This is a genomic window from Emticicia sp. TH156 (assembly GCF_002855535.1).
Lineage (GTDB): Bacteria > Bacteroidota > Bacteroidia > Cytophagales > Spirosomataceae > Emticicia > Emticicia fluvialis.
Genome location: NZ_PKRS01000009.1, coordinates 205,958 through 232,166 on the forward strand (window position 1 = coordinate 205,958; position 26,209 = coordinate 232,166).

Genomic DNA, 26,209 nt, shown 5'->3' on the forward strand with positions numbered 1-26,209 from the left:
TTTGACCCTTTTATTCCCTCCCTGCAATGGGGTAACCAGTGTAGGGAGGGCCGGGGTTTTTAATATTCAGGCTCTGTTTTCAGTAAGGTCAACTTCCCTTTCTGCCAGGCTTTCAGGTCTTTTTTAAGATAAGGTCTGTTTCTTTTGGTAAGCCCCTCATCATCTAATGCTTTTAAATCAGGTTTTCCGGCATTCACCCAGGCAGTAAACCAGAAATTGGCTGTGGCAGTAATAGCCTCTTTCATCTGGTTTTCTATCATACCTCCCAATGCCTGGTGGTATAGCTCAGCATACTCTTTGCTATAAACGGCCTGATTGAATTTGTTTCTTACAATTTTCCCGTTTTCATCTTTCTTAAAGATTTTATCAGCCGGAAAAGTCTTTCTTAATTCTCTGTCTTTTGCTAACAAAGTATCGGCCAGTTCATGCGAATGTTGGATGATACGCCAGGTTTCTTTGGTTATATCGTCTATGTATTTTGCCTGATTGATATTAAAACCATACCCGGGGCCATAAGTTTCAGGTAGTTGCGCTTCCCAGAAAGAGTGGATACCCGTCTGATTGGTCAACTGTCCGTTGTGGTTGCTTGATGTATGCAAAGGCATGTGGGCATCGGCCAGATAATGGCCCAGGTCGGCGGCAAGAAAAAGAACCTCGGTTTTTCTTTTGCCTTGCATTGATTTTGTAAGTTTGTCGGTTACTTCCTGAATGTACCAGGGTAATATGCCACTTGACTGAAGCATTTTGCTGTCGTATCTGGCATAAGCCTCTTTGCTTGTTCTTGCAATGTCATCAATTGGCGTCTTGAAGTCTTCAATATCAATATAATGGCGCGGATTCTCAGTTTTATCATTCAGGGTATATTTTCTTAAATCAGGTATGTTAGATTCCTCCGTAATAAAATCAAGGTGGTTGTAAAAGAAAACGCGGAGCTCGTCAGGCAAAGCAAAAACCGCCGATTTATTAATATGCTGATGCCCCCAGATTCCCCACGAAGATAATAACAATACCAGACCTAAACCCGCAGTAATCAGTGCTGTGCAGGTAATGTTTCTCTTTTTCATTAGTTTTCCTCGTTCAATAATGTTTCATACACAAGTAACAGAATGCCGTCTTTCAGGCCAAGGTCAGGAACAATGATTTCATCCGCTTCTGCCCATTTCATAACCGAAATATAGATGTCAGATGCAGGTACAATTACATCGGCACGGTCGGCATTGAGCTGTAAGAGATTGATTCGCTCTTCAAGTGTAAACTGGTCAATATAATTACGTTTTCTTTCCAGTTCTTCCAGCGATGCCATGCCGTTAGGTTTGCTTTCAATCATGTTAAAAAGCTTGGAGATATTACCCCCTGTACCTACAGCTATTACCTTTTCATGCACGGGTATCGTTTCATTAACCCATGCTTTCATTTTTCGCCATACGTCGGGCGCTTCCTTATGTTCGAGCAACCGAACCGAACCTATTTTGAAAGATTTTGCTGCTATTTTGGTTCTCCCTTTGTAGATATTCAGTTCGGTGCTTCCTCCTCCTACATCAATATGAAGGTATGTTTTGTCGTTTTCAAGAACTGCAATTATCACATTGTTGATGAGCTCGGCCTCTTTTTCACCGTCAATGAGGTGAATCTCCATGCCCAGTTCATTTTTTATTCGCTCCACAATATTACTGCCATTCTCTGCTTCTCTCATGGCAGATGTGGCGCATATCATATAAGCGTCTACTTCATGAAGTTCCATCAATAACCGGTAGGCCATCAATAGTTTTTTTATTCTGGCTTCACTTTCGTACGATATCTTGCCTGAATTAAACACATCCATACCCAGGCGCAGGGCAAATCGCACGTATTCTACTTTTTTGAAGCTAATTTTCTTTTTGTCATGCAGCACCGACGAAATTTGCATCCGGGCTGCGTTTGAACCAATATCAATAGCGGCAATTTTCATTAAATCTTATTCAGTATTTAGAACGATTTGCAAAAATACCTCTTTTTATTAAAACTGCCCGTTTTTATTACCCAAAACCAACCAGACTTCCTCTTTATACCCGCGTCCGATAGGAATCTGTCTGCCTTTAATCTCAACATCAGTGGCGGTAAAGGCCTCAATTTTATTTATGGCCACCAGAAAAGACCTATGCACCCGCAGAAAATTTGCCTTTGGTAACTCTTCTTCAATTTCACTTAAAGCAAGTTTGGTTAAAATTTCATGAGAAGCAGTTGTGATTTTAATGTATTCGCGCTGGCTTTCAATATAAAGAATCTCATCATAGTAAATCTTAATGTTTTTCTTGTTTACATTAAAATAGCGGTATTTCTTTTCTGCCTGATGCACTGAAACTGGTGGTAATAAGCTATTTGGACTCACTTTATTTACTGCCTTCAGAAAACGGCTCAATTCAATAGGTTTCAGCAGGTAATCAAGAACATTATGTTCATAGCCCTCAAGCGCGTATTCATGGTAGGCGGTTGTCAGAATAACTTTTGGCGGGCTATGCAAAGTTTTGATGAAGTCGATGCCCTTCAACCTCGGAAGGTTGATATCAAGGAAAATCAAATCTATTTTGTGCCTGTGTAGTACATCTGTAGCCAATATGGCATTGGGGCAAACGGCTATTAATTGCAAAAAGGGTACCTCGCTGATGTAGTCCTGCAGAATTTCGGCGGCCAGAGGCTCATCTTCTACTATAAGGCAGTTAAATAGTTGCATGACTGATCAGATTTATTTCCAATACTATTTTAAAACTAGACGGCAACTGGCTTATCGTAAGCCGGTGTTCAGGATATAATAACTCCAGTTGTCTGCTTACATTAATCAGGCCTATTTTTTCATTATTTTCAACACTCACATCTTCCGACTTAGAGTTTTCTACCTCATAAAAAAGGTATCCATTTTTTAGCTTTATATTAATGTTAATAAATGAATTATGGATACTTTCGCCAACACCGTGCTTAAAGGCATTTTCTATAAAAGGTAACAAAATTAATGGGGCAATGGGTATGCTCTGGTTGTCTAGTGTTTTGCTGAAACCAATTTTCAACCTTTGGTTATACCGTATTTTTTCCAGTTCAAGGTAATCTTCTATTATCTTCAGTTCTACTTCCACAGGCAAAAATGGTTTATTGGTTTCATATAGCATAAACCGCAATAATTTCGATAATCGCAGTACAACTTCCGCCGTATCGTCAGATTTTTTTCTGGCAAGGCCATAAATATTATTGAGTGTATTGAACAAAAAATGAGGGTTTGTTTGTGCTTTCAGAAATCTGAGTTCGGTGGCCAGCCTTTCTTTGGCCAATTCCTGTACCAGTTCTCGTGTTTTAATGTTCTGTCTTATTAGTTTAAACACAAGTGCAATGCCACAGGTAAAGCCCAGAAGAAAAAAAGCGTAAAAAAAACTGGCTGCCGATAAATAGCTTTCATTCTCCATTGAGTGGTGTAAAATATATTTCTGTACCCAATAGGTAAGTACCAGAAAACCAGGAATGGCAACCATAAAAGCAATTGCAGTAAGGCTTATGGTTTTTATTATTCCCCATCTTTTGCTCAGGAATTGCCCCGTAAAATACAGAATGCTATATACCAGTGGTATTTTGACTATGAGGTATATTGACTGGATGCCTAAGGCCAGAAAAAAAAGACGGAAATAACTTTCTTTGGGTTGATTGTAAGCCAGGGTCTCAAAATTGAGATAGGTCTTGAACAATAAATAACCAAGCCAGAAAGCAAAATGATGTAAAATACGGCTTTGCATGAACCACACAGGTAAGGTATAAAACTAAACCTAAATTTATAATAAAATATCGGATGCTGACGCTTTTGTCTGCCAACAACCATTTCAGCCCCACAAGCGGCTGAAATCATTGTATCTGTGTTGCAAATGGCTTTGTATCAATACATGGCTGTTGTCTGTAAGTTGTAGCATACCCTGCATTAGATATTCAGATAAATTTATGGCGGTAAACGAAAAGCCGACAAAAAACGCCTTTCAAAGCGGTTTATGCAGGAATCTTACCAAGTGCAGGTTTAACAAACCGGGTTGGTTTTATTGTAGTTCCAGACAAATTTAAAGAGTAATCAACAATATAATAATCAAATTAGGTAATGAAACATCAAATCCCAATTATGCTGATTTTTTCATTAGCATTTAATTTTTCATCAAAAGCTCAAGACTCTGTTTGGGTAGACGCAAGCAAAGTAAAAACAAGTTATTTAAAAGAAGGCGCTCACCGCTATCTGGTTTATTTCAAAATGGGGAAGGATGCGGCCCGGTCTCGGCCCCAGTTCTGGACAAGAAGTATTACTTTCGGAAATTTTAAAGGCAATAATGCTATCATCGTAAAACAGACATGGGATGACCGCGACACCATCGTACATACTGTTACCTCTGTAAACGATAAGAAAACCTTTGCGCCACTTTATCATCAAAGCTGGTGGAAGCAAAGAGGCAGCAGCGAGTTTGATTTTATGGCAAAAACGGCCAGCATTAATAATGTGCCACTAACTGATGCAGACACAACGGCTAACCGAAAACTGCCCTGGAAGGCTTTTCAGACAGCAATTAATCAATATTCATTAAACTGGCATCTTGATCTGGAGGTATTCCCTTTGCTTGCTTATAAGTTAAAAACCACTTACATGATTCCGTTTTATGAACCCGGTTATCTGGCACCCAAATTTGAGGCTTATACAGTTACTGGTACCGCGCAGCTTAACGGGTACGATAACATAAAAGTAGAATGCTGGTTGCTAACGCATGAAGCGAAAGGTTATAAGGAGGTTTTCTGGATAAGTAAAAAAACGCATGAAGTGCTTAAACTTGAAAACGAAATTGGAAAAGACCGCTGGCGATACAAAATAAAACTGGGATTTAGTGTTTAAATGATGAGTCGGAATTAAAAAAATGCGGGTACCTGTTATTAATTCAGGCACCCGTATTTTGCATATTTATTATATCTATAATAAACTAAATGTCAGGGTTATCGTAATGTAAATTTTATTTGATTTTTGTAACAACTCCTAATCTCATTAGGGGTTGCCGTATTTTTTCCAGAGTCTTTTTCCTAATTCAACAGAAGGTAATTCAACAAACTGATAGAGTCCGTAAGCAATAATGGTAAAAATAAACAGAGCGGCCAATGGGCTGGCTACCAGATGAACCATAATAAATTTAAAATGACCAAGGTGTTTTAGTAAATCGAACAAATAAGGCTGGTGTATGAGGTATAAACTGTAGCTGCAAACACCAATACCTGCCAAAACACGAAACAATGGTTTTAGAAAAAATGGATCTTCCTGTTTTTTATACAAAAACCATTCTAACAATGCCAGCCAGGCACATACCGACACCGCTATTGTAAAATAATGCGCGACCATAAAGTATTTGCAAACAGGAAGCAACACAAGAAATACCAAAAGGTATAGAAGAGGCTTTTGCTTGAAAATCTTTTTGTTCTCCCAGTATAACTCAGCCGCCAGGGCGCCGGCACCCCATGTAAACCAAAGCACAGGCATAGAAAGTGCCATTGGCAGCGGTATACTATCTTTCATGAACGTTTCAAGTATAAATGTGCAGGCAAAATGAAGAAGCGTTAAACCAGCTACTGTGTTTCGAATACCAATTTTTTTTCTGAAGTACAAAAACAAAGGATAAGCCAGGTAAAGTTGAACCTCTAGAGCCAGGGTCCAAAATGAAGGATTGATTGAGAAAAACGATGCGTCTGAGAGATTGTGAATCAGCAATATATGTAAAAGTATGTCTTTAGGTGAAAAAGACATATTCCTGAAAACAATAAAGAATAGCAGCACTAACAGGTACGGGGGATAAATGCGGAAAAACCTTCTTACATAAAATTGCTTTACATTAAACCGGTCCTGACTATTTAAAAAGCCTAAGTGAATGACAAATCCACTGATAACCAGAAATAACTCAACGCCTAGTTCTCCAAATGTGAAAGGCAAAAAGTTGAAAATTAAATCTTTTGTTGACCGTAAATCAAGTATGCCACTATCGGTATAGTTTCTTATTTCGTATGGAGGAAAAATACTTAGTTGCGTGTGGTAAAAAAATACCATCAGTATGGCAATTCCGCGTATTACATCTAATTCAGGTATATAACGGTAGTTGTTTTTATTCATTGGGTAAGTTATAAGGCGTACAGTTTTGGGCTTCTGCAAAAGTTATTTACTAGCTTAGGATATATTTTTGGAATGAGTATTTATAAATAACAGATAAATAGGGTAAAAGGGTTTTAAAAAAAGTCATCAGGTCTAACTACAACCTATATATGCTTGCTTACAGCCAGTTGTTAACAAGCATGTATTAATGAACAAACATTTAGAATTAGCAAAAATAATCCGGTTTTTTCTTTAAAGTCACCACATGTATATTTAAGAGCAAGAACAATTGTAATATACAAGTAGAATGTGCCCGGGGTTTGAAGTTAGCAGCATCAAAATGATGTTTGGGCCGCTAATTTATAATTCAGGTAAAGTTTAGCTTTTAAGATTTGATTACTAAAGCACGTTTTTAAATTTTTAATTGGGTTTATAGTGCGGTACTTATTTTAGCCACCGTCTTTATTTAAGCGGCATTCAATACAAATTAAAACTGACGGTGGCTTTTAATATACTAAGATTCAAAAAAATATTACCAGAAGTACCAATACAAGCCAATCAGGATAACGATTACGGCTACTGCGCCAAAAGCAAAAATCCCTTGTACTTTAAACATGCTAGCGTCAATTTCAAGTCCTTTACCTTCATCTGGCAAGATAAAGCCTAGAATAAACATAACAGCCACGCAAATCAGAAACACAATACCCATGCGGTCAAGGAACGGAACGGTGGTCCAGTCAGCAAACGGCATCCAGTTGTTATGCAAAGACAGTGCAATTAAGAAACCACCTACAATGGCAAACAAAGCACCTGCTGAATTGGTACGTTTCCAGAAGAAACCCATCACAAATGAGGCGAAAATACCTGGCGATAACAGACCAGTCATTTCCTGAATAAACTGGAAACCACCTTTTTTGTCGATACCCATATAAGGCGACACCACAATGGCCAATATCATAGATACCACTATAGTTACGCGGCCAATCCATACCAGGTGTTTCTCAGATGCATTTTTACCGATATAATTTTTAAAAATATCAAGCGTAAAAATGGTAGAAATACTATTGGCTTTACCAGCTAAAGATGCTACAATAGCAGCAGTTAGCGCCGCAAATGAAAGACCTTTCAGCCCCATAGGCAGCAGGTTCAATAATACCGGATAGGCGTTGTCCTGATTAAGTGTGCCATCTGCACCCAGCATTTCCTTCTGAAACAACCCTTTCTGATATAACGTATATGCCGCAATACCCGGTAAAGTTACAATAATGGGCATTAAAAGTTTCAGAAACGCTGCAAATAAAATACCTTCACGCGCGGTTTTCAAATCGGCTCCCAAAGCACGCTGCGTAATGTATTGGTTACATCCCCAGTAGTTCAGATTCACAATCCACATCCCTCCGATTAAAACTGTTAAGCCCGGTAGTGCCATATAATGCGGGTCTCCTTTATGGAAAATCATGTGGAAGTGGTCTTCAGATTTCTCTGTCATCAGTTTTAATCCATTAGTAAGGCTTTCTAACCCGCCATACTCTGTAGAAACCAGCGTTACAGCCAGATACGTTGTAGCTAAACCACCAATAATCAGGAAGAATACCTGAATTACATCTGTAAAGCCGATTACTTTCATACCACCGATAGTAATTACAATAGCAAAAATGGCCAGGCCAATCATACAAACGGTAAAATCAATGCCTGAAATACCTGATACCGCTAACGCACCCAGATACAGAATAGAGGTAAGGTTTACAAGGATATACAAAGCCAGCCAGAATACGGCCATAATCAGACTCACAGTTGAGTTGTAACGCTGATTAAGAAACTGCGGCATGGTAAATATCTTGTTTTTCAGATAAATAGGCATAAAAACCACACCAACCACAATAAGCGTGGCAGCGGCCATCCATTCATAAGTTGAAATAGCCAGACCCATGGAAAAACCATTGCCAGACATACCAATCATTTGTTCTGCAGAAATGTTGGAGGCAATCAGCGAGGCACCAATAGCCCACCACGTAAGAGACCCTTCAGCAAGGAAAAAATCTTTTGTTGAAGCTTGTTTAGATTTTTTTCGCTGATAAATCCAATAGCCATAGCCCGATACCAGAATAAAGTAAAAGAGAAATACGACGTAATCGAGGGTTTGTAATTTTTGCATAGCGCTTTAGAAAAAAAGAGAATAGAATTTTTTAGATTTAGATAAGTTTCATGTACGGGGCAAATTAAGGTAGAAAATTTTCCTTTTCAAAGGGTAGCGTTTGTTTTTAAAAGATTTTTTAGATTTTACATAATTTTTTCTATGAATGCACAATTGGCCTCCAATTATTATTTTGTCAATACCTTGTCTTTTACTTAATTTTACAAAAAAACTCTTCGGTTTTGAGCAGAAATACAATCAGGCTATTGATTATTCTTGGCACACTTTCTATTACTGGAATTATTGCAGTGCAGGCGTATTGGGTAAAGAAGGCATTTGATTTGAAGGAACAGCAGTTCAGGCAAACTGTAATGATTTCTTTGCGTAATGTAACCAATAAAATATCGTCACTTTATAAGCTATCTGTTATTGAAAATCCCGTTACCCAGCTTTCGTCTGATTATTATGTTGCCAATTTAAGGGCGCCACTTAATGCAGATGTGCTGGAGCATTATCTGAAAGATGAGTTTAAAAAGCAAAATCTGTTAACAGATTTTGAGTATGGTATTTATAATTGCGATACCGACAATATAGTTTACGGTGCTTATATTAACTCTGATTTTGAGGAGAGTGTCCATGCACAAAAGAATCTTCCGAAGACAGACAAATACCTCAATTATTTTGGAGTTAGATTCCCCGGTAAAACCAGTTACCTGGCCAGCAGACTTGATATCTGGCTCATTTCTTCACTTATTACGCTTATTGTTACCTTGTTTTTCGGGTATGCCATGTTTATCATCCTAAAGCAAAAGCGGCTGAGTGAAGTACAGCGTGATTTTATTAATAATATGACGCACGAGTTTCAGACGCCCATCTCTACCATCAGGGTAGCTACGGATGTTTTAAGCCAGCCGAAAATATTAGACCAGCCCGAGCGTTTAAGAAAATATGTGAGTATCATCAGACAAGAAAACAACAGACTTAAAAATCAGGTTGAATCCGTACTGAATACTGCCAGAATGGATAAAGGAAGGCTGCAACTGGATATTCAGCTGCAGGAATTGCACAGCCTCATTGATGATGTAACAGAAGGGGTGAAAGCAGAACTGGAAGATTCACTGAAACTGGAGCTGCATGCAACCAGAACCAGTATTTATGCAGATAGAGTGCAGTTGATAAGTCTGATCAGGAACTTACTTGAAAACGCTATTAAGTATTCAGAGAAAGTGCCGGATATTACAGTAAGAACCGAAAATACTGACGAAGGTCTGGTTCTTTCCATAATTGATAAGGGCATAGGCATAAGCAGCGAAAATATCAATAAAATTTTTAATAAGTTTTACCGGGTTCCTACCGGTAACACACACAATGTAAAAGGCTTTGGGTTGGGGCTCAGCTATGTAAGACAAATTGTAAGAGCACACAAATGGGAAATTAAAGTTGAAAGCAAGCTTGGCGAGGGAAGTACATTTACAGTTATAATGAACCAGGAATAAAAACCGTTTACCCAAAAGACTTATAAAGCCAGATTATGCCCAAAATATTATATGTGGAAGATGACCCCAACCTGGGGTATGTAACAAAAGACAGCCTGGAAATGGAGGGATATGAAGTAAGCCATTTTAAGGATGGTAAGGAGGCCTGGAAAAGTTTTACCAAAGAGAAATATGACCTTTGCCTGCTTGATGTAATGCTACCCGAACTGGACGGGTTTAGTCTGGCCGAGAAAATCAGAAAACAGAACCTGCAGATTCCGGTTATTTTTCTGACCGCCAAAGGTATGCAGGAAGACCGCATTGCAGGCCTTAAAGTAGGTGGTGACGATTACATAACCAAGCCTTTCAGTATTGAGGAGCTTAGTTTACGGATTAAGGTTTTTCTGAAGCGGAAAGATATTTCGAAGGTAGATTTTGAAGGCCAGGGCGTCTGGAAACTGGGTAACTATGATTTCAATTATCAGCAACTTTCGCTTAAATCAGAACAAAAGACTGAGCAACTGACTAACCGTGAAGCAGAGGTGCTGAGGTATTTATGTGAAAGAAAAAATCAGGTTATTAAACGTGAAGATATTCTGACGGCCATTTGGGGTCGAGACGATTATTTTTTAGGCCGAAGTCTTGACGTTTTCATAACCAGGCTCAGAAAAATGCTGATAGATGAGCCTGCCGTAAAAATAGAAAATGTACATGGTATAGGGTTTAAATTTACCTGCTAAAATAAAGCCTCCGGTAAGTTTTTATACTCTTTCCGGAGGCCTGATTAATTTGTAAACAAAAGCGCTATAAATGCTTTTTATTTGCCGCTTTCTTTAGCCCAGGTGTCTTTCAAGCTAACAGTGCGGTTAAAAATGAGTTTGTTTTCTGTTGCATCTTTGTCAAGACAAAAATACCCTTTTCTGAGAAACTGATAATTTACGCCCGTTACAGCCTCTTTAAGCGACGGCTCAAGGTATGCATTGATTACTTCAAGCGAATCGGTATTGATATACTCTTTAAAATCGCCTTCTTCGCTGCCGGGGTCTTCAACTTTAAACAGTCGGTCATAAAGCCTAACTTCTGCCTTGATCGCATCAGCTGCAGAAACCCAATGGATAGTTCCTTTTACCGAAATTCCGGAGGTATCCTGGCCGCTCCTGGAGTTCTCTATATACTCGCATCTCAGTTCAGTAATCTCACCGTTTTCGTCTTTTAGCACTTCATCGCAGCGGATAATATAGGCGCTTTTCAGACGTACCATCTGGCCAGGTGCCAAACGGAAATATTTTTTCGGCGGATTCTCCATGAAATCGTCTTTTTCAATCAGAATCTCCCTGCTGAACGGCATAGTACGCGTGCCACCTTCAGGGTCTTCGGGGTTATTTTCAGTGGTCAGTATTTCAGTCTTTCCTTCCGGGTAATTAGTAATTACCACTTTCACAGGGTCAAGCACTGCCATTACACGGGTAGCCGATTTGTTGAGTTGTTCTCTGATACAAAATTCAAGCAGCCCTACACTTATCAGGTTATCTCTTTTGGCTACGCCTATTCTGTCGCAAAAATCTCGGATGGCCTCAGGTGTATAACCTCTTCTGCGCAAACCTGAAATAGTAGGCATACGGGGGTCGTCCCATCCGGTTACGTGGCCTTCATTTACCAATTGCAACAATTTTCGCTTACTCATTACTGTGTAGGTAAGGTTCAAACGTGCAAATTCATATTGTCTGGAAGGGAAAATCTCCAGGTTTTCAATGCACCAGTCGTAAAGCTCACGGTGAGGTACAAACTCAAGCGTACAAATAGAATGCGTAATGCCTTCAATTGAGTCAGACTGCCCATGTGCAAAGTCGTACATAGGGTAAATGCACCATTTATCGCCGGTACGATGGTGTTTTGCAAATTTTATACGGTAAATAATAGGGTCACGCATGAGCATATTCGGAGCCGCCATATCAATTTTAGCTCTCAGCACACGCGTACCTTCTGCAAACGCTCCGTTTTTCATTTGCTCAAACAAGGTCATGTTTTCTTCAATGCTGCGGTTTCTGAAGGGGCTGTTAATGCCCGGTTCAACAGGCGTGCCTTTCATGGCTGCCATTTCTTCAGAGGTACTGTCATCTACATAGGCAAGACCCTTATTGATCAATTTTTTGGCAAACTCGTAGAGTTGCTCAAAGTAGTCTGAGGCATAAAACTCGTTGGCCCAATTGAAACCCAGCCATTGCACATCATTTTTTATAGACTCTACATATTCTGTATCTTCTGTAACCGGGTTGGTGTCGTCAAAACGCAGGTTGGTTTGTCCACCATATTTAAGGGCTACGCCAAAATTCAGACAAATAGATTTTGCATGGCCAATGTGCAGGTAGCCATTTGGTTCAGGAGGAAAACGGGTCAGAACTCTTCCATTATATTTACCTGTTTCGAGGTCATTTTCAATAATTTGCTCGATAAAATTTAAAGATTTCTCAGTCGCGTCTGCCATAAATTAACGGTGGTGTTGTTGCTATGCTTGCGAATTTAGCATTTTTTTACGGTAATGAATTTGAGTTTCACATCTTATTAATTAATTTATTTATTTTATTTTAGAAAAAATTAGAATACTCATATTTTATCAGTAGCAATTTATCTTCTTGTTTTTTAAGGATAATTTTTACCTTAATTCAGTTACTTAAATTGTGCAGGTGAGGGTATATTTAGCACCGCAATTACAAATTTTAATTCTATGAGTTTTAAAAAAGCAATTAACAATTTTCTTAGTAGTAAATACCTGGCATTTGCTGTAACCCTTCTGATATTGGTTTTGTGTTCTTTGCCCAGTAAAAATATTGAGATGCCCGGCAATATGAGCGACAAAACAGCGCATTTTCTTGCATTTGGTGCCTGGGCATTTTGTTGGCAGGCCGCCTTTGGAAAATATGGGCAGACCCTCCTCTACGGTGTGCTTCTGGGTGTGCTTATTGAGTTTTGGCAGGCCTCATTGCCTGAATCTTTTCATAGAAGTTGTGATTTTAAAGATGGTCTTGCCGACAGCATTGGTGTGGTGATAGGTCTTGCACTCTGGAAGTTAAAAACACTTCTGAAGCTATAAAGTAAAACAATGCTATAAAACAACAAATGTGAGGCTATAATTGCCCAATTTTTTCTATAACAAAAGGTTTTGCTCTTTTGGAATATTTTTTTTGCCTGTTTTTTAAGATTGAACCCTTAACTCTTAAGCAGTACAAGAAAAATTGGAATAAGCGTGCTGGTATATATATTAAAGCCTTGGATACCCCCAATGTTGTAAATGAAATAACCCGGCAACTTGTGCAGATGCTTGAGAGTCTGGTGCCTGAAAATATCCAATGACAAAAGAGAGGCAGCCGGAAGTAACTCATCCAAACAATTGTTTTTTATGGAAACAGAAAAAATTGCCAGAGAATTGAATTATCTGATTATTCATAACCTTGATGCACAGGAGGCTTACATAGAAGCAGCTGGCAGTACAGCATCAAAAGACATGCGCGATGCCATGCTCAGTGAAGCTGAAAAAAGAGGCAGCTTTGCCAGAGAATTACAGCGAGAAGTAAAAGCCTTAGGAGAAGAAGTTGCCGAAGATGTAAGCCTGGCAGCCATGTGGAAAAATGTAATGCAGGGAATAAGGGGGTGGTTCAGAAAACCCACCGACGTTAGGTTGGTTGAGGAATGCCGACAAGGTGACGATGAAACAATTGTTGCATACGATACCGTGCTTCAGTTGGGCGAAAAATTCATGCCTTCTTCCATTTATAACATTATAATAAAGCAGAGAAAAGAAATAGGCCTGACATACCAGGCCTTAATAAAATATCACGAGCAGCAATTGGCCCATTAATCAGGGTTTAAAAAGTATTTTTCCTGTTTGTACTTTCTCAATGGCAGTTCTATTCATTAGCTCGGGGCGGGCTTCTCCGTTTACGTACATTTGTGCCTGGTCACTGTAATGTTTGCTCATTATATTGCCAGACTGGCCGGTGGGCAATATGCTGGTGCCTTTATCAGGATACCCAAAATCAATAATACGGCGCAGTGCAGGGCCATAGCTAATGTCATATACACCGGTAGAATCCATCTGAAAATCAAGATTATTGATGGTTTCGCGGCCTCCGGGTGCCGGAAACGGCCCTACGTTAAAGAATTTCCCTACAACCGGTAAAATACCCAGCGGATGCTTGTGCGTAAGGGTATGCACTTTTTCCCATTGCCATTTTTCTATATCTCCACCCAATTGTTTTTCCAGACTGGCTGCCGCATCATTGATAGATTTGGTAAGTATCTGTCTACGGGTTTCACGTTCAGGAGTATTTACGTTGTCCCACCACGGAGAATCTTCTTTTTTTAACATGGCAATCATGTTTCTTTTAAAATTGACATTGTGTTCAAAAGAAGCAAACACTTCCTGGCCTAGTTCATCCTTTACTGTATTTACCAGCATGTAATAAATGAATCGGTAGAAGATGGTCGGTTCAACGTTATTCAATTGATGAGCGCCATCCCACGGAATCAGTCTCTCAATTGACTTTTTTGCTAAAGGAGATAAGTTTTCGGCAAATAGGATAGGTATAATGTCTTTCAGTAAGCTTTTATAACTGGTTGATGTTACATCATTAATTACTTTTCTTACCTCCTCTGGTGTCCAGTCTTTTTTATCTGTAAACAACAATTGCTCAATGCGTTTTGCGCGGTTTCCCGGTACATAATAACCGGGTACTGGCCCCGTACCCATATCCGCCGGTTGGTTATTGGCTGTGTATAAAACCCCACGCGCAGGGTTCAGAATCTGTGGATTCTGCGAAAAATCAAGCCAGCCTAATGGGTCATCCTTACCTGTGGTACCGTCCAGAATGAGCATCGGGTTAACGTGTGCGGGTCTTCTGGGTAGTTTCCCTGCGGCCCACCAGGCAATATTACCGGCGGTATCTGCCCACATAAAATTTAATCCTGGTGCAGCCAGAGTACTTACCGCTTTAGAGGCTTCTCCGGCATTCCTGGCATGCGCCAGGTCGTAGAAATTCTGCAATAAATGGCTTGGAAACTGGTTAAACACCCACCATAAAGCAATCGGGTCTTTTTCTTTTGCCATTTTATCAAAACTATCATTCATTAGTATACCGTGGCGCGAACGCTTAATGTTAATTTTTATGTCTTGTGCGCCTTTTACTTTAATGCTTTCCTGATAGGTATTCAGGTTTTCCCAATGGTCTTTGTACCAAACCTGATTCGGGTTTTGAGGGTTAAGCCTTTCTCTGAAAAAATCTACATCATCGTTTTCAAACATGGTAAGGCCCCATCCGCCGTTTTGGTTATGTCCTAAAGCTGCAAATGGTGTACCAGCCAGAAAATTACCATAGAAATGAAAGCCAGGGCATTCGAGGTGTGCTTCATACCACACCGATGGTTGCGCAAAGGCTATGTGTGTATCGTTTGATAAAATGGGTTTTCCTGATTTTGTCTTTGAACCACTTATGACCCAGCCATTAGAACCATGATATGGTGGAAAAGGGGCAGTTGTTTCAATTGTAGCCAGTTGGTTGGCTATGCTGGCAAGGGTTTGCGCTACTTTAACGGCAGAGTCTTTCTGCTGAACAGGTATTACAGGTTCTCCTTTTGGCCATTGCGACCAAACATCGTTCAGGTATGTGTCACCAAATTTATTGTGAATATAAGTAGCAATTGCCTCTGCCCTGAATGCCTCAGCAAAAGTAAAACCCATATAGCCAGAAATAATGTAGCAGTCTTCGAGCGTAAAAGGCGTATGAGAGATGCCTGCCAAAGTAAATTCAAGTGGTGCTTTACCTTGAGCCATATACTGGTTAATACCTTTAACGTAGGCCTCGGCAGCTTTTACAAATGGGGCATCGGGGTTTTTTCTTACCAGCGAGTCTATTGTCCATTGGGCATGCTTCCTAAAACCAAGCGTACGGAAAAACTTATCTGATGCCACGGCTTTCTCGCCAAACAATTCAGCCAGCCGGCCATCAGCCAGCCTCCTGATGAGTTCCATCTGAAACAGCCTGTCTTGTGCATGAACGTAGCCAAAAGCATAAAACAGGTCTTCTTCGTTTTTTGCATAAATGTGCGGCACACCGTAATTATCATAAATTACCTCAACTTTATCTTTGAGGCCTTTTAATTGTAGTTCGGTATTCAGATTAGGTTTAAAAGTTGATAACCATATATAAATGCCTGCACCTGCTACTACTATTATAATTAGCAGGGCAACGAGTATTTTCTTGAGTACTTTCATGTTTTTTAGGTTGACAACTGACCGGATGGTGTATTAACAGAAACAAAAATATAGGAAGCAATTTAGAAAAAAACTTTTACATCTTTATTGACACCGGATTCTGAATAAAAATAAGGCAGCCATTTAAAGGATAATAGGTGTAAAAAAGAAAAAACAATGCTTTTATTTAAATTGTTTTGGGTTGTTGAGATTGAAAAAAAACTGAATTTTATGGTAAAGTTCCGAACAAATAGATACATTTGGCTTGAAACCTCAATTGCAGATGAAGACTGATTCCTGGTTGACTGCACAACAAAAAGCCATTCGGCTATATGAATAGAATGGCTTGAAGTGTATTTTAAATAATTGAACCTTTAATTTTGTAGTCAAAGCAAGGTAATTTTGGACCTTTGGGGATGATGCAAAGTTCAGATAAATACTTCGAATAAGAAATACTGTCCTGACAGTATATTGAGTACTCTGAATGCTGTATAAAATTATAATTAGTTAAGTGATTTGCTGTATCCGCTAAAGAGTGTATTGCGTTTAGACAGATGAAGAAACTCCTCATATTAACCTTCTTTTGCCTTTTTTGGGGTTTTGCTGCTCAATCTAAAAGCAGAGCCGACAGCTTGCGTGCGGTTTTGGCTGGGTTATCGGTACAAAAAAAGAGTTTTACACTCGATACTTCCCTTATTAACCTTTATTGCCAGTTAGGTAAAGAATTTACCAAGGTAAAAGATGATTCTGCCCTTTATTATCTCAACAAAGCGCTTGTTATAGCACAGAGAATAGATAATAAAGAACTTTTATTGAAAACCTATATTCAAACAGCAACCCATTATGGTATTCAGTTCGGGCACATAAAGGCCCTGGAGTACTGGTATAAGGCGCTGGCTTTGGCAGAAGAGTTAAAAGATAATAAAAGAAGCATTTTTATACTGGGAAGAATTGCTGTGAGTTTTTCGAGCATGCACGATTTTAAAACTTCATTAGAATACTATAAAAAAAGAGCGGAATTAAGCAAAGCAGTAAATGACCAGCAAGAGTATGTGATGAGCCTGATGAACATCGGCAATATCAACTTTGATATGGCTGATTACAAAACAGCATTGAAATATTACCAGTTGTGCGAGCAGTTAAATAAAAGTGTAAAAAGTAAGAAAATTGAGTCGTCAGCAATCATAAATATTGCAATGACACGCGTGAAATTCAAACAATACGAGGAGGCCCTGGCCGGTTTTAAAGCCAGCCTGGAAGTAGACGAAGGCTATGATGATAAAATTGCATTTGTTAACAACGAAATAGCTAAGGTTTACCTCTTGCTAAACAAACCCAAAGAAGCCCTGAAATACGCAACAATTGCGCAAAATAATGTAAAGCATGTTTATGCAAAAATGAATATGGATGTTTCCAGAACACTCTCTGAAATCTACGAGAAAATAGGGAACGACGTGCTTGCCTACAAGTATTATAAGGATTACGTTAATGTAAGATTGAGCGAAGATTCAACTAAAAATTCGCAATTAATGCGTCTTGTTCAATTAGATTATGAAACTGAAAAGAACAACCAGAAGTTGGCTCAATTGAATTTAAGGGTTCAGGAAAGAGAAAACCGAACCAGGCTTATGAGCATTGGTTTGGGTGCCTTATTGGTTTTAATTCTTGTTGCGTTGGGTTACTCGCGCTCTTTGGCTCAAAAAAATAAACTGATTGAGGCTCAAAAGGCCGCAATTCAGAAATTGAATGAATCGCTGGAAGTGAAAGTTGAAGAACGCACCAGAGAATTGACAGTAGCCAATGAAGGGCTTAAACAAAAGAACAAAGAAATAAGAGAGGCTCTTTTAAAAGGCCAGACAATGGAGCGGGAAAGGGTGGCCTCTGAGCTCCATGATAACATAGGGGGTACCTTAACCGCACTTAAATGGCGTTTTGAGGCCTTGGATAAAGATAACCTTTCTGAAAAAGAACAGGTAATTTATGATGGCATACTAAAAAACATGCACCGGGCTTATGGCGAGGTCAGGCTCATTTCTCATAATATGCTACCAGCCGAGTTTGAAGAAAAAGGCCTTGTAGGGGCGCTTGAAAAATTTATTGCTGACTTAAATACCGGAGCTGCCAAAACAAATTTCAGGCTTAATGTATCTCAATTACAAAAGCCTATCAGGCAGGAAGTTGCCCTTGAAATTTACATTTGTTGCTTTGAGATTATCAACAATGTTATTAAGCATGCCAATGCAACAGAGGTAGAACTTGAAATAGCTGAGAAGCAGAATGGTAATCTGGAGGTAATGATACTAGACAACGGTAAAGGATTTGACCCAGCCGTAATTGGTAACGGCAAAGGTCTGAAAAATATCATGAACCGGGCAGAAAAAGTAAACGGCAGTCTGATAATTAATAGTAAACTAAATGTTGGTTCACAGTTCTGTATCAGTATACCTGAGTTGTTCTGGGAAGAAATACTGGCTGTCTGATTCTAGAATTTAACCTGGTTGATTATTTTCAGCAAAGTATCTTTTGCATAGAAACCTTCAAGTTTAATCAGGTCGGTCAGGTTGCCTTCGGCTATAGCCAGCAAAATAAGCCCGATAGCCGAGTACCCCTTGTTTATTACCGGTTGCGGCCCGTCATTATCGACTTTCGTATAGCTGACTGTCTCGTTAAGGGTATTTTCAATTTCGTTAACCAGTAAATGGTTATCTACTTGTTTCTTTTTTAATCGCTTAGGTACTTTAAAATCCAGGCACTTGTTGATTTCTTCAATAAATTGGTAACTATCTGAAACCCCTGGCACAGTGGCTGAAATATCTTTCAGCACTGTTTTACAAAGAAACCTGAACAAGTATTCATTCGGGAAATAAGAATATAACTTAGCCAGAAAATAGATGATACCTAACCTGCCTTCATTAAAACTATCATCAGTCAGCCTGTATTCAAAACTGCTTGTCTCGTCTTCAATCAGGCTTAACCAATAGCAATGGGTTTTACCTTTCTGGTTTATTACCAGTGCCTGCCTGCATATAAGCCTTCCTATATGAAGCGCCCAGCTAAGGTAATAGTTTTCTGATAGCTGGTTATATCTTTTGCTTCTATTGAAAACCTTACTTAAAATGGAGAAATCGTAAGGATACTTGCTCTGCGGATTCCTGAAAAAGTCGTCTAAATCAAAGCCCATCTCAAGTAATCTCGTTTTTACAAAACCAGACAATCTTTGCTTGCTTATATTTGCCGTTCTGGTCTGGTAATATTCAATGTAAATTTCAGCCAGAATATCGGCTCTATACTTGCCGAAACTGCTATTTTTTATAGGCGGTTCTTCTCCGAAAGTTATACCTCGCAGCGCTGTTTTTTTTGTAAAAGGCAGTGTTGCTGAGCCAAACAAATCGGCATATTGTGGTGTGGTTGCTATTTTCTTTACAATATAAAAAACTATAAAATAATGTTCTCGGGCAGTGTAAAGAACGGCGTTGTCCAGGCGAGAGTTTTTTCTGATAGCAAATTTATATTCAAAGGGTATCAGCCAATTGTTTAGCTCGTCTTGCAGGTCTTTTGAGAATCTGGTAATGGTCTCGAAATCATAGTTGAAGTGAAAATAAATACGTGTTATAAATGAGCTGCCCAGGTATTTAATACCTCTGAAATAAAACCAGGCATTGTCCAGAATCTCAAGGCGTTTAATCCTTAAATCTACGATTTTATCCTGGTTAGGGAAGGAGGATGAAGAAACGAAGTCTCCGGCGGAAACCAATTTGTACTGTTCTCCTTTACACAAATAAAATTTGCCATGCCGCTTTGCATGACGTACAGACTGTTCGTCTAGTGTCCAGTTTTTATCCCAGGTATTCAGTTGCTCATCAGATTGATAAAATTGTTTTGCCAGCCAGTTAAAAGATTCTTTGTTATCCTCGTTCAGTTTCTCTCGTTCTGTAACATTAGCATACAGGCAATATATCTGGTCGCTGATGTCATATTTTTTTCCAATCAGTTCCTCTTCTTTTCTGGCGAGCAGCATTTGGTGTTGAAAGGCGGAATCGACATTCACTAATATGGAGTCTATCTGTTTTCGGGTAGTAAGAGCCATAGCAAGTTAGTTAAATTAGAATTCAAAAATTTCAAATCTGCATTCGCCTGAATCATAGATCGCTTCAATGTATTTTTCGGTATCAGACATCAGCCTTTTTACTACTTCCAGACTAACCAGAAAATAATTGAAGTTGCCATCATAGTTTCGTAGCCTTTCAAGTTTTCTTAATGCCCAGAATTTCAGTACTCTAGAGGTAAATTGATAATGCGCTGTTTCATTGAAGCTGAATTTCTGACAATAGGCGTTTAAATACTCAGCAAAAAAGAAAAAACGTTTCATCAGCGAAGCGCTTAATTCGTTGGTTGATGCCCCTCTTCTGAATGCCGGCTGATACAGAACTGACTCAAGAAAACAGGCGAAATCCCAAGCATGGTCTCCTTCAGACACGTTTTCAAAATCTATAAATTTGGGCATACCGGTAGCGCCATCCTGCAGAAGATTTTCAACTTTCAGGTCGCCGTGTATTAGGTGTTCTTCCACTATTTGCTCTGAAAACTCCTCGAGTGCATTTGCAAAAGTTGCCTTGTTTAAAAAATTATGAAGTATGGCTCTGCTGGGTGAAATGAAGGCAAATGACGGAAATACAACTTCATCTAAAAACTGAGCACGGGTAGCACCAAGTTGCAACAGGTTTATAAAACTCCGGTAATAAGATAACCTGTTAAAGCAGTGGTTTTGCAGGAAAACTTTGGCCGGGGGATTCCCATTCAGGCGCAAAGATTGATGCAATGCTGCCAGTGCGTCGGCGGTCTGGCGTGCATATTCTTTCAATTGGCGTGAACTATACAACACTTGATGGGGCTCAGGTAAATTTTGCAGATAGGGTAACAGCAGTATGTTGTATTGCAAATCGAATGAAAAATCCTTCAACTTAACCTGAAGCCCACTGAACGAGCTGTAAAAGTGGTATTCGTTCAGAATAGGTAAGGTGCCGCTATTGGTCAGAAACTTAGGTTGCTTAAAAACAAACGACTGGTTATTGACGGTGCATTTGAGCAGGGTGTTACGAGGATTCCTGGCATCTATGTTTTCAATTAAGAGCAAGTCTCGCTCGCTAAAAATGTTACTCAATGCACTGAACCCACTGTGGGTATTTTGTTGCAACAAATAGCCGGTTAGATTATAGGCAGTGAGTAACATTTTTTAGTCATTCAAAAGTTTGTTAAAAATTAATAGGTGTGCTCATGGCTGAAGGTAGACAAGTACTCGCGAAACTCTTTTGCTTCTTTAATTGGCATAGTATGAAATTCATTATGCCTTTTTTTGATAGAGCAGGTCGCTTCTTCAAATACTTCAACGTAAAGTGCCGGAAATTTGCCGGTGGCATCTGCCTGCGGCTTCGTAGCGTTTACCAGCGCATGGCTTTCCATAAAATACGTTTTTGCATTACCTGCCGAGTCGTTGATTTCAACAAGCGCCAGAGGGTTTTCCATACCCAGCGACTTTTTAAGGTTGTTGTTAGTAATAGGCCTTAATTGACCAAACAAGGTAGTAACTCTGTTTTTGTCGACACCTGCGGTTTGAAAAAAATGCGGGCCGGGGTTAATTGTTTTTGTCATACCAGTAAATGATAGGATGGTGAAAGGTTTATTTAACTAAACCATGCTTCATGGCATACTTCATTAAACCCAGTGCAGAGCTTACACCTAATTTTTTCATCAGGTTTCTCCGGTGTGTCTCAACCGTTGTCGGGCTGATAAAGATTTTTTCGGCAATTTCTGCATTGGTAAACTCTTGTATAATCAATTGCATGATTTCAATCTCCCGTGCTGTTAGCGGCACATGCTCACCTATTTCGTCTTTTCCGCTGGCAGTAGCCTGGTTAGGTATCTCTGCCAGACGCATCACAACCGCATCACTGAAATATTTTTGCCCGTTTATTACTCTTTTCAGAGCGGCTTCAAGCTCTTTTTTTTCAATGCTTTTTACTATGTAGCCATCAATACCTGCAACAAGCGCTTCTTTAATAACGGTGGCATCTTCAGACATCGTAAGCAATATGGTTTTTACATGAGGGTATTCTTTCCGTATCCGGATAGTCGTTTCTATACCCCCCATAACAGGCATTTGCAAGTCGCTCAGTACCATGTCTATTTCATGGGTACCCATATAAGCTAATGCTTCCTGTCCGTTTTTTACGGTTGCTACTACTTCAAAGTCTGGCATTCTGTTAATGAGCATACCCAGGCTTTCTGCTACAATAGTGTGGTCGTCAGCAATTAAGATTTTGATTTTCTGCATTTTGGTTCTGTGTGATAAGTAGTTCGTTTTTTGTAAAGCCTCCTTTTGTATGCAGGATTCTTGTTACAAGCTGCTAAATGTCTTAAAACTTATCATTTTTACCAAACCAATCTTGTGCTAATCTTTAGCTGATGTTTTTATATGCCTTTTTTTGTTATGCTCATGGTGCAAATTTATATAACAGATGCTATGCAAGCCTACGGGGTAAATACGGTTTTATTACCGTATTTTTCTCAACTTAAAAGGGTATTTCCACTGTATGATGACATATACCTTTACTATAACTTGCATACAATTAATGAGCAAGCGGTAGTGTTTATAGAAATTACTGAAATCTTTACACACTAAACGTAAATTCTATATTGTAGCCGGAAGATGGCTATTTCAGGCCATTCAAGGTATCCTTCAATTGTATTTCAATTCTGCTGATTCAATTATACATCTTGGAAACTACTGTATTCAGGGTCTCGGCTGGTGCCAGAGTGCCATCAGGCAGTATTAAAACCTTTTATTTGGTATGGTTCATCAAACATTGTGTGTTGTCTGGCTTTTTATTGGGTATATGGTTTTGCATAACATTCTGATAGTCAGTCTTTTGGTTTCGAGGAATAGGTTTGCATTCCGGATGTCTGAGCAGGAATATTATAAAACATTGCTCAGCAATGAAATCCAGGGGGCTCAACTTGCGCTTCAGAAAACCAAATTTATCCGGATCGGATTTCAACTGGTCGATAACCTTGGCCAGTTATTGTCGGTAGTAAAAATTAACCTGGCAGTAATGGAAGAGAGTTTTATGAACTGCAATCAAATCGAATTCGCCGCAAATATGTCTCAGGCGAATGAATTGATAAATACTATTTTAAGTGAGATAAGAACATTGAACCACGATATTGAAGAACACCTGATAAAGAAATTTGATTTTGTTGCCAACGTATCAGAAGCATTAAGAACCAGACATACTGAAAGAGAACCAGCCACCGAGCTAATTATTGAAGGCAAAAGCTATAGCTTGGGGTATAACCGGGAAATTATTCTTTTCAGCATTACTCAGGATATACTTCTGACGGCTCGTCAATGTAGCGAAACAAAAAAAGTTGAGGTTAAACTAAGTTATTTTTTTGATAACTTTACTTTGTGTCTTACGTTTGATGCTGCCAATGATTACGCAACTGCTGATACCGGTATTTATGCCCTGCGAGCAAACTTGATTAATTTTGAATTTGAAGTAAAAACCGATAGTGAATATAAAACCCAATATTTTTTTAGAACCACAATTGTTAATGATAGTATTAATACTACTGATTTATGATAAAAGTTGCCATTGCTGATGACCACCAGCTTGTGGCCAAGGCTATTTCGGGGCTTATACAGAAGATTGACCCTTATGATGTGATTTTTGAAGTTGAAAACGGTAAAGAGCTTGTACGGTACTTTAATCTGGGCATGGTACCAGACATTGTGCTGCTTGATATCAATATGCCTGAAATGGACGGTTATGAAACGGCTTTATGGTTGAAAACCAATTATCCTGATGTTAAAGTGCTGGCGCTTTCTATGTATGACAAGGAAGAATCAATCGTTACGATGCTTCGCAATGGCGCCAAAGGATATTTGTTGAAGGGATGCAGACCTTCTGAGCTAAAAGATGCGCTCGATGCAATTATGACTAAAGGGTTTTATTATACCGAGTACCTGACAGACAGGCTGGTGAAAAGCCTGAATTCTGAAAAAAGTAAAAACCCGGCTGAACAACTGGGGCTTAATAGCCGCGAACTACAATTTATTGAGTATGCCTGCAGTGAACTTACATATAATGAAATTGCCGACCTGATGTGCGTCAGCCCCAGAACGGTGGATGGTTATCGCGAGCAGGTGTTTATGAAATTGGGCGTAAAAAGCAGGGTAGGGGTAGTACTGGAAGCAATAAAATCGGGTATTATTAAAATTTGAGGGGTTTTGTGAAGTGTGCCTTAATCTTCAAAATTATTTCGTTTGTATTTCAAGGTTCATTTGCTATCTTTGGTTGTCATCAAAAAAAACCAAAGATTATTATGCTGAGCCGAGTTGCCAATTCTATTTATTGGATTAATCGCTATATAGAACGAGCAGAGAATTACTCTCGTTTTGTGAGTGTAAACCTGAACCTAGCGCTGGATGCCCCCGGGATTTTGACCGAACAATGGGAGCCCCTGTTGATTGCTACTGCCGATAATTACAATTTTTTTGAGTTCTACAGCAGGGCAAACAGAAATAATGTGATTGATTTCATGACATTCGACAAACGCAACCCGAATTCCATTTATAGTTGTTTGGCTGCTGCAAGAGAAAATGCACGTACCATAAGAGAGAGTATAACCAAGGAAATGTGGGAGCATATTAACATTTTCTATCTCAAAATTAAAGAAACGCAATCGGCCAAGAACTGGGATGTTGAACAACTTCAACAGTTTTTTACTGAAATAAAAGATGGCTGCCAGCTTTTCTGGGGTATTGTAGACTCAACCGTTACTAGAAATGAAGCTTATCATTTTGGCCGCATGGGGCGTTTTCTTGAACGTGCCGATAAAACCTCAAGGTTTCTGGATGTGAGGTACTTTACTTTACTACCGGATGATGAGGCCTTCGGTTCACCACAGGAATTGCTTATATGGACATCCGTGCTGAAATCTGTTGGGGCATTTAATATGTACCGGCAGGAACACCGCGTCATTAATCCGTCTCATATTGTCGGGTTTCTGATTCTCGATAAAAATTTCCCCCGGTCAATGTTCTATTGTATCAGGCAGGCAGAATTGTCTTTATATGAAATTTCTGGGCATAAAATAACTGAAGGGTACTCTAACCCGGCAGAAAAACAATTAAGCAAGCTACGCCACGAAATTGAGTTTACAGAGGTAGAAGATATTTTTAACAAGGCCTTACACCCTTATTTAGACGAGTTTCAAATCAGAAACAATAATGTGGCTCAGGCTATTTTTGACACTTATTTTGGTTTAAAACCAGTTGAACAGTAAAATTAATTAAGTAAGATAGCCATTGGTATGGCAGCATTTTTTACATTTGCAGTTGTTTATTAGTAAGTTTTGAATGCTGCTTTCATTGTTTTAACCGTGGCGGCGACCCGCCTAATGTATCGATATGACTTTTTGTCTGGGAGTAAAAGTGGCCAAGGGGCTTGTTGCAATAGCTGATACGCGCATCACATCAGGTAGCGAGGTGTCAACTAATAAAAAAGTGTTTATACATCAGTCTAAAAACCATTCTATGTTTATTATGACTGCCGGATTGCGTTCGGTGCGAGACAAGGCCATTACTTATTTTAAAGAAGTGCTTGAGCAGCAAGACCACCGGTTCGATAAAATGTATAAGGCTGTTAATGCTTTCGGAGAACAGGTAAAAAGGGTAGCCAGCGAAGATAAATCTTCATTAAAAGAGGCGGGTCTTGCATTTAATCTGTCAGCTCTGATTGGCGGGCAGCTTGAAAATGATGATGAACATAAGTTATACATGCTTTACCCTGAAGGCAACTGGGTTGAGGTAACCGAGGGTTCTCCATTTATTATAATCGGGCAGTCTAATTATGGCAAGCCGATTCTGTACCGCAACCTGAAATATACCACCTCATTGCAAGAAGTTTTAAAGTTGGGGTTTCTTGCTTTTGACTCCACACGGGTTAGCGCGAATGATGTGGATTTTCCGATTGATGTAATCCTATGCGAAAAAAACAGCTTTAATATAGTAGAGCAAAGATACGAGAAACAAGACCTGGAGCAGATATCGTATCAGTGGAATGCCCTTCTGAATGCCTCGGTTCAGAAACTCTCAACCGATTGGATGGAACCTATCTTTAGCAAGTCGTTGGAAGAAATTTAATATTTGCCAAAGCCATAAAAACAAAAAGCGA

The 26,209-nt window shown here is 39.3% G+C and carries 22 protein-coding genes; 10 read left to right on the forward strand and 12 right to left on the reverse strand.

The window, feature by feature from the left end; genetic code table 11:
* Positions 1-59: 59 nt before the first annotated feature.
* From C0V77_RS17580 to C0V77_RS17595, 4 genes are read right to left on the reverse strand one after another with little or no spacing between them, the layout of a single operon-like run.
* Complete coding sequence (locus C0V77_RS17580) at positions 60-1,064, reverse strand: zinc dependent phospholipase C family protein (protein WP_101727661.1); 1,005 nt, start codon at positions 1,062-1,064, stop codon at positions 60-62.
* A complete protein-coding gene (locus C0V77_RS17585; RefSeq protein WP_101727662.1) occupies positions 1,064-1,948 on the reverse strand; it encodes a phosphatase in 885 nt (294 codons plus the stop codon). The genes C0V77_RS17580 and C0V77_RS17585 overlap by 1 nt, the downstream gene beginning before the upstream one ends.
* 48 nt (positions 1,949-1,996) lie before the next feature.
* Entirely contained in the window at positions 1,997-2,710 is a 714-nt protein-coding gene (locus tag C0V77_RS17590) for a LytTR family DNA-binding domain-containing protein (RefSeq protein ID WP_101727663.1), read from the reverse strand.
* Positions 2,697-3,755: a sensor histidine kinase gene (locus C0V77_RS17595; protein ID WP_101727664.1), complete on the reverse strand. Its 1,059-nt coding sequence runs from the start codon at positions 3,753-3,755 to the stop codon at positions 2,697-2,699. Before C0V77_RS17595 ends, C0V77_RS17590 begins: the two co-directional genes overlap by 14 nt.
* A 350-nt stretch (positions 3,756-4,105) precedes the next feature.
* Between C0V77_RS17595 and C0V77_RS17600 the strand changes: the two genes are divergently transcribed.
* Positions 4,106-4,882 carry a hypothetical protein gene (locus C0V77_RS17600; protein WP_101727665.1) on the forward strand — a complete coding sequence of 259 codons (777 nt, stop codon included), beginning with the start codon at positions 4,106-4,108 and terminating at the stop codon, positions 4,880-4,882.
* A gap of 147 nt (positions 4,883-5,029) precedes the next feature.
* Here C0V77_RS17600 and C0V77_RS17605 read toward each other — a convergent pair whose 3' ends face one another.
* On the reverse strand, positions 5,030-6,139 hold the full coding sequence (locus C0V77_RS17605) for an acyltransferase (RefSeq protein WP_101727666.1): 1,110 nt from the start codon (positions 6,137-6,139) through the stop codon (positions 5,030-5,032).
* Positions 6,140-6,650: 511 nt separating this feature from the next.
* Positions 6,651-8,273 (reverse strand): sodium:solute symporter family transporter, encoded by a 1,623-nt coding sequence (locus C0V77_RS17610; RefSeq protein ID WP_101727667.1) that lies wholly within the window; start codon positions 8,271-8,273, stop codon positions 6,651-6,653.
* 221 nt (positions 8,274-8,494) lie between these two features.
* Between C0V77_RS17610 and C0V77_RS17615 the strand changes: the two genes are divergently transcribed.
* Entirely contained in the window at positions 8,495-9,748 is a 1,254-nt protein-coding gene (locus tag C0V77_RS17615) for a sensor histidine kinase KdpD (protein ID WP_101727668.1), read from the forward strand.
* A gap of 35 nt (positions 9,749-9,783) precedes the next feature.
* The gene (locus C0V77_RS17620) at positions 9,784-10,467 is read left to right on the forward strand and encodes a response regulator transcription factor (RefSeq protein WP_101727669.1); all 684 of its coding nucleotides are present in this window, start codon (positions 9,784-9,786) and stop codon (positions 10,465-10,467) included.
* A 77-nt stretch (positions 10,468-10,544) separates the two neighbouring features.
* Here the strand turns inward: C0V77_RS17620 and C0V77_RS17625 are convergent, their stop codons facing one another.
* A complete protein-coding gene (locus tag C0V77_RS17625; protein ID WP_101727670.1) occupies positions 10,545-12,212 on the reverse strand; it encodes a glutamine--tRNA ligase/YqeY domain fusion protein in 1,668 nt (555 codons plus the stop codon).
* A 240-nt stretch (positions 12,213-12,452) separates the two neighbouring features.
* On the opposite strand from C0V77_RS17625, the gene C0V77_RS17630 reads away from it, so the two are divergent.
* Positions 12,453-12,818 carry a VanZ family protein gene (locus C0V77_RS17630; protein ID WP_101727671.1) on the forward strand — a complete coding sequence of 122 codons (366 nt, stop codon included), beginning with the start codon at positions 12,453-12,455 and terminating at the stop codon, positions 12,816-12,818.
* 306 nt (positions 12,819-13,124) lie between these two features.
* The gene (locus C0V77_RS17640; RefSeq protein WP_101727673.1) at positions 13,125-13,583 is read left to right on the forward strand and encodes a PA2169 family four-helix-bundle protein; all 459 of its coding nucleotides are present in this window, start codon (positions 13,125-13,127) and stop codon (positions 13,581-13,583) included.
* Here C0V77_RS17640 and C0V77_RS17645 read toward each other — a convergent pair whose 3' ends face one another.
* The gene (locus C0V77_RS17645) at positions 13,584-15,995 is read right to left on the reverse strand and encodes a penicillin acylase family protein (RefSeq protein WP_101727674.1); all 2,412 of its coding nucleotides are present in this window, start codon (positions 15,993-15,995) and stop codon (positions 13,584-13,586) included.
* 533 nt (positions 15,996-16,528) lie between these two features.
* Between C0V77_RS17645 and C0V77_RS17650 the strand changes: the two genes are divergently transcribed.
* Complete coding sequence (locus tag C0V77_RS17650) at positions 16,529-18,454, forward strand: histidine kinase (RefSeq protein WP_101727675.1); 1,926 nt, start codon at positions 16,529-16,531, stop codon at positions 18,452-18,454.
* A gap of 2 nt (positions 18,455-18,456) precedes the next feature.
* Here C0V77_RS17650 and C0V77_RS17655 read toward each other — a convergent pair whose 3' ends face one another.
* From C0V77_RS17655 to C0V77_RS17670, 4 genes are read right to left on the reverse strand one after another with little or no spacing between them, the layout of a single operon-like run.
* On the reverse strand, positions 18,457-20,061 hold the full coding sequence (locus tag C0V77_RS17655; protein WP_143706124.1) for a T3SS effector HopA1 family protein: 1,605 nt from the start codon (positions 20,059-20,061) through the stop codon (positions 18,457-18,459).
* 15 nt (positions 20,062-20,076) lie between these two features.
* Entirely contained in the window at positions 20,077-21,204 is a 1,128-nt protein-coding gene (locus tag C0V77_RS17660) for a phosphotransferase (RefSeq protein WP_101727677.1), read from the reverse strand.
* 29 nt (positions 21,205-21,233) lie between these two features.
* The gene (locus tag C0V77_RS17665) at positions 21,234-21,623 is read right to left on the reverse strand and encodes a hypothetical protein (protein WP_101727678.1); all 390 of its coding nucleotides are present in this window, start codon (positions 21,621-21,623) and stop codon (positions 21,234-21,236) included.
* A 28-nt stretch (positions 21,624-21,651) separates the two neighbouring features.
* The gene (locus C0V77_RS17670; protein WP_101727679.1) at positions 21,652-22,305 is read right to left on the reverse strand and encodes a response regulator transcription factor; all 654 of its coding nucleotides are present in this window, start codon (positions 22,303-22,305) and stop codon (positions 21,652-21,654) included.
* A 517-nt stretch (positions 22,306-22,822) separates the two neighbouring features.
* Between C0V77_RS17670 and C0V77_RS17680 the strand changes: the two genes are divergently transcribed.
* The 4 genes from C0V77_RS17680 to C0V77_RS17695 all read left to right on the forward strand — a co-directional run bounded on the left by C0V77_RS17680 (position 22,823) and on the right by C0V77_RS17695 (position 26,178).
* Complete coding sequence (locus tag C0V77_RS17680) at positions 22,823-23,614, forward strand: hypothetical protein (protein ID WP_143706125.1); 792 nt, start codon at positions 22,823-22,825, stop codon at positions 23,612-23,614.
* The gene (locus tag C0V77_RS17685) at positions 23,611-24,255 is read left to right on the forward strand and encodes a response regulator transcription factor (RefSeq protein ID WP_101727682.1); all 645 of its coding nucleotides are present in this window, start codon (positions 23,611-23,613) and stop codon (positions 24,253-24,255) included. Before C0V77_RS17680 ends, C0V77_RS17685 begins: the two co-directional genes overlap by 4 nt.
* Before the next feature lie 101 nt (positions 24,256-24,356).
* Entirely contained in the window at positions 24,357-25,319 is a 963-nt protein-coding gene (locus C0V77_RS17690) for an alpha-E domain-containing protein (protein WP_101727744.1), read from the forward strand.
* A gap of 124 nt (positions 25,320-25,443) precedes the next feature.
* Complete coding sequence (locus C0V77_RS17695) at positions 25,444-26,178, forward strand: peptidase (protein ID WP_101727683.1); 735 nt, start codon at positions 25,444-25,446, stop codon at positions 26,176-26,178.
* Positions 26,179-26,209 lie beyond the last annotated feature (31 nt).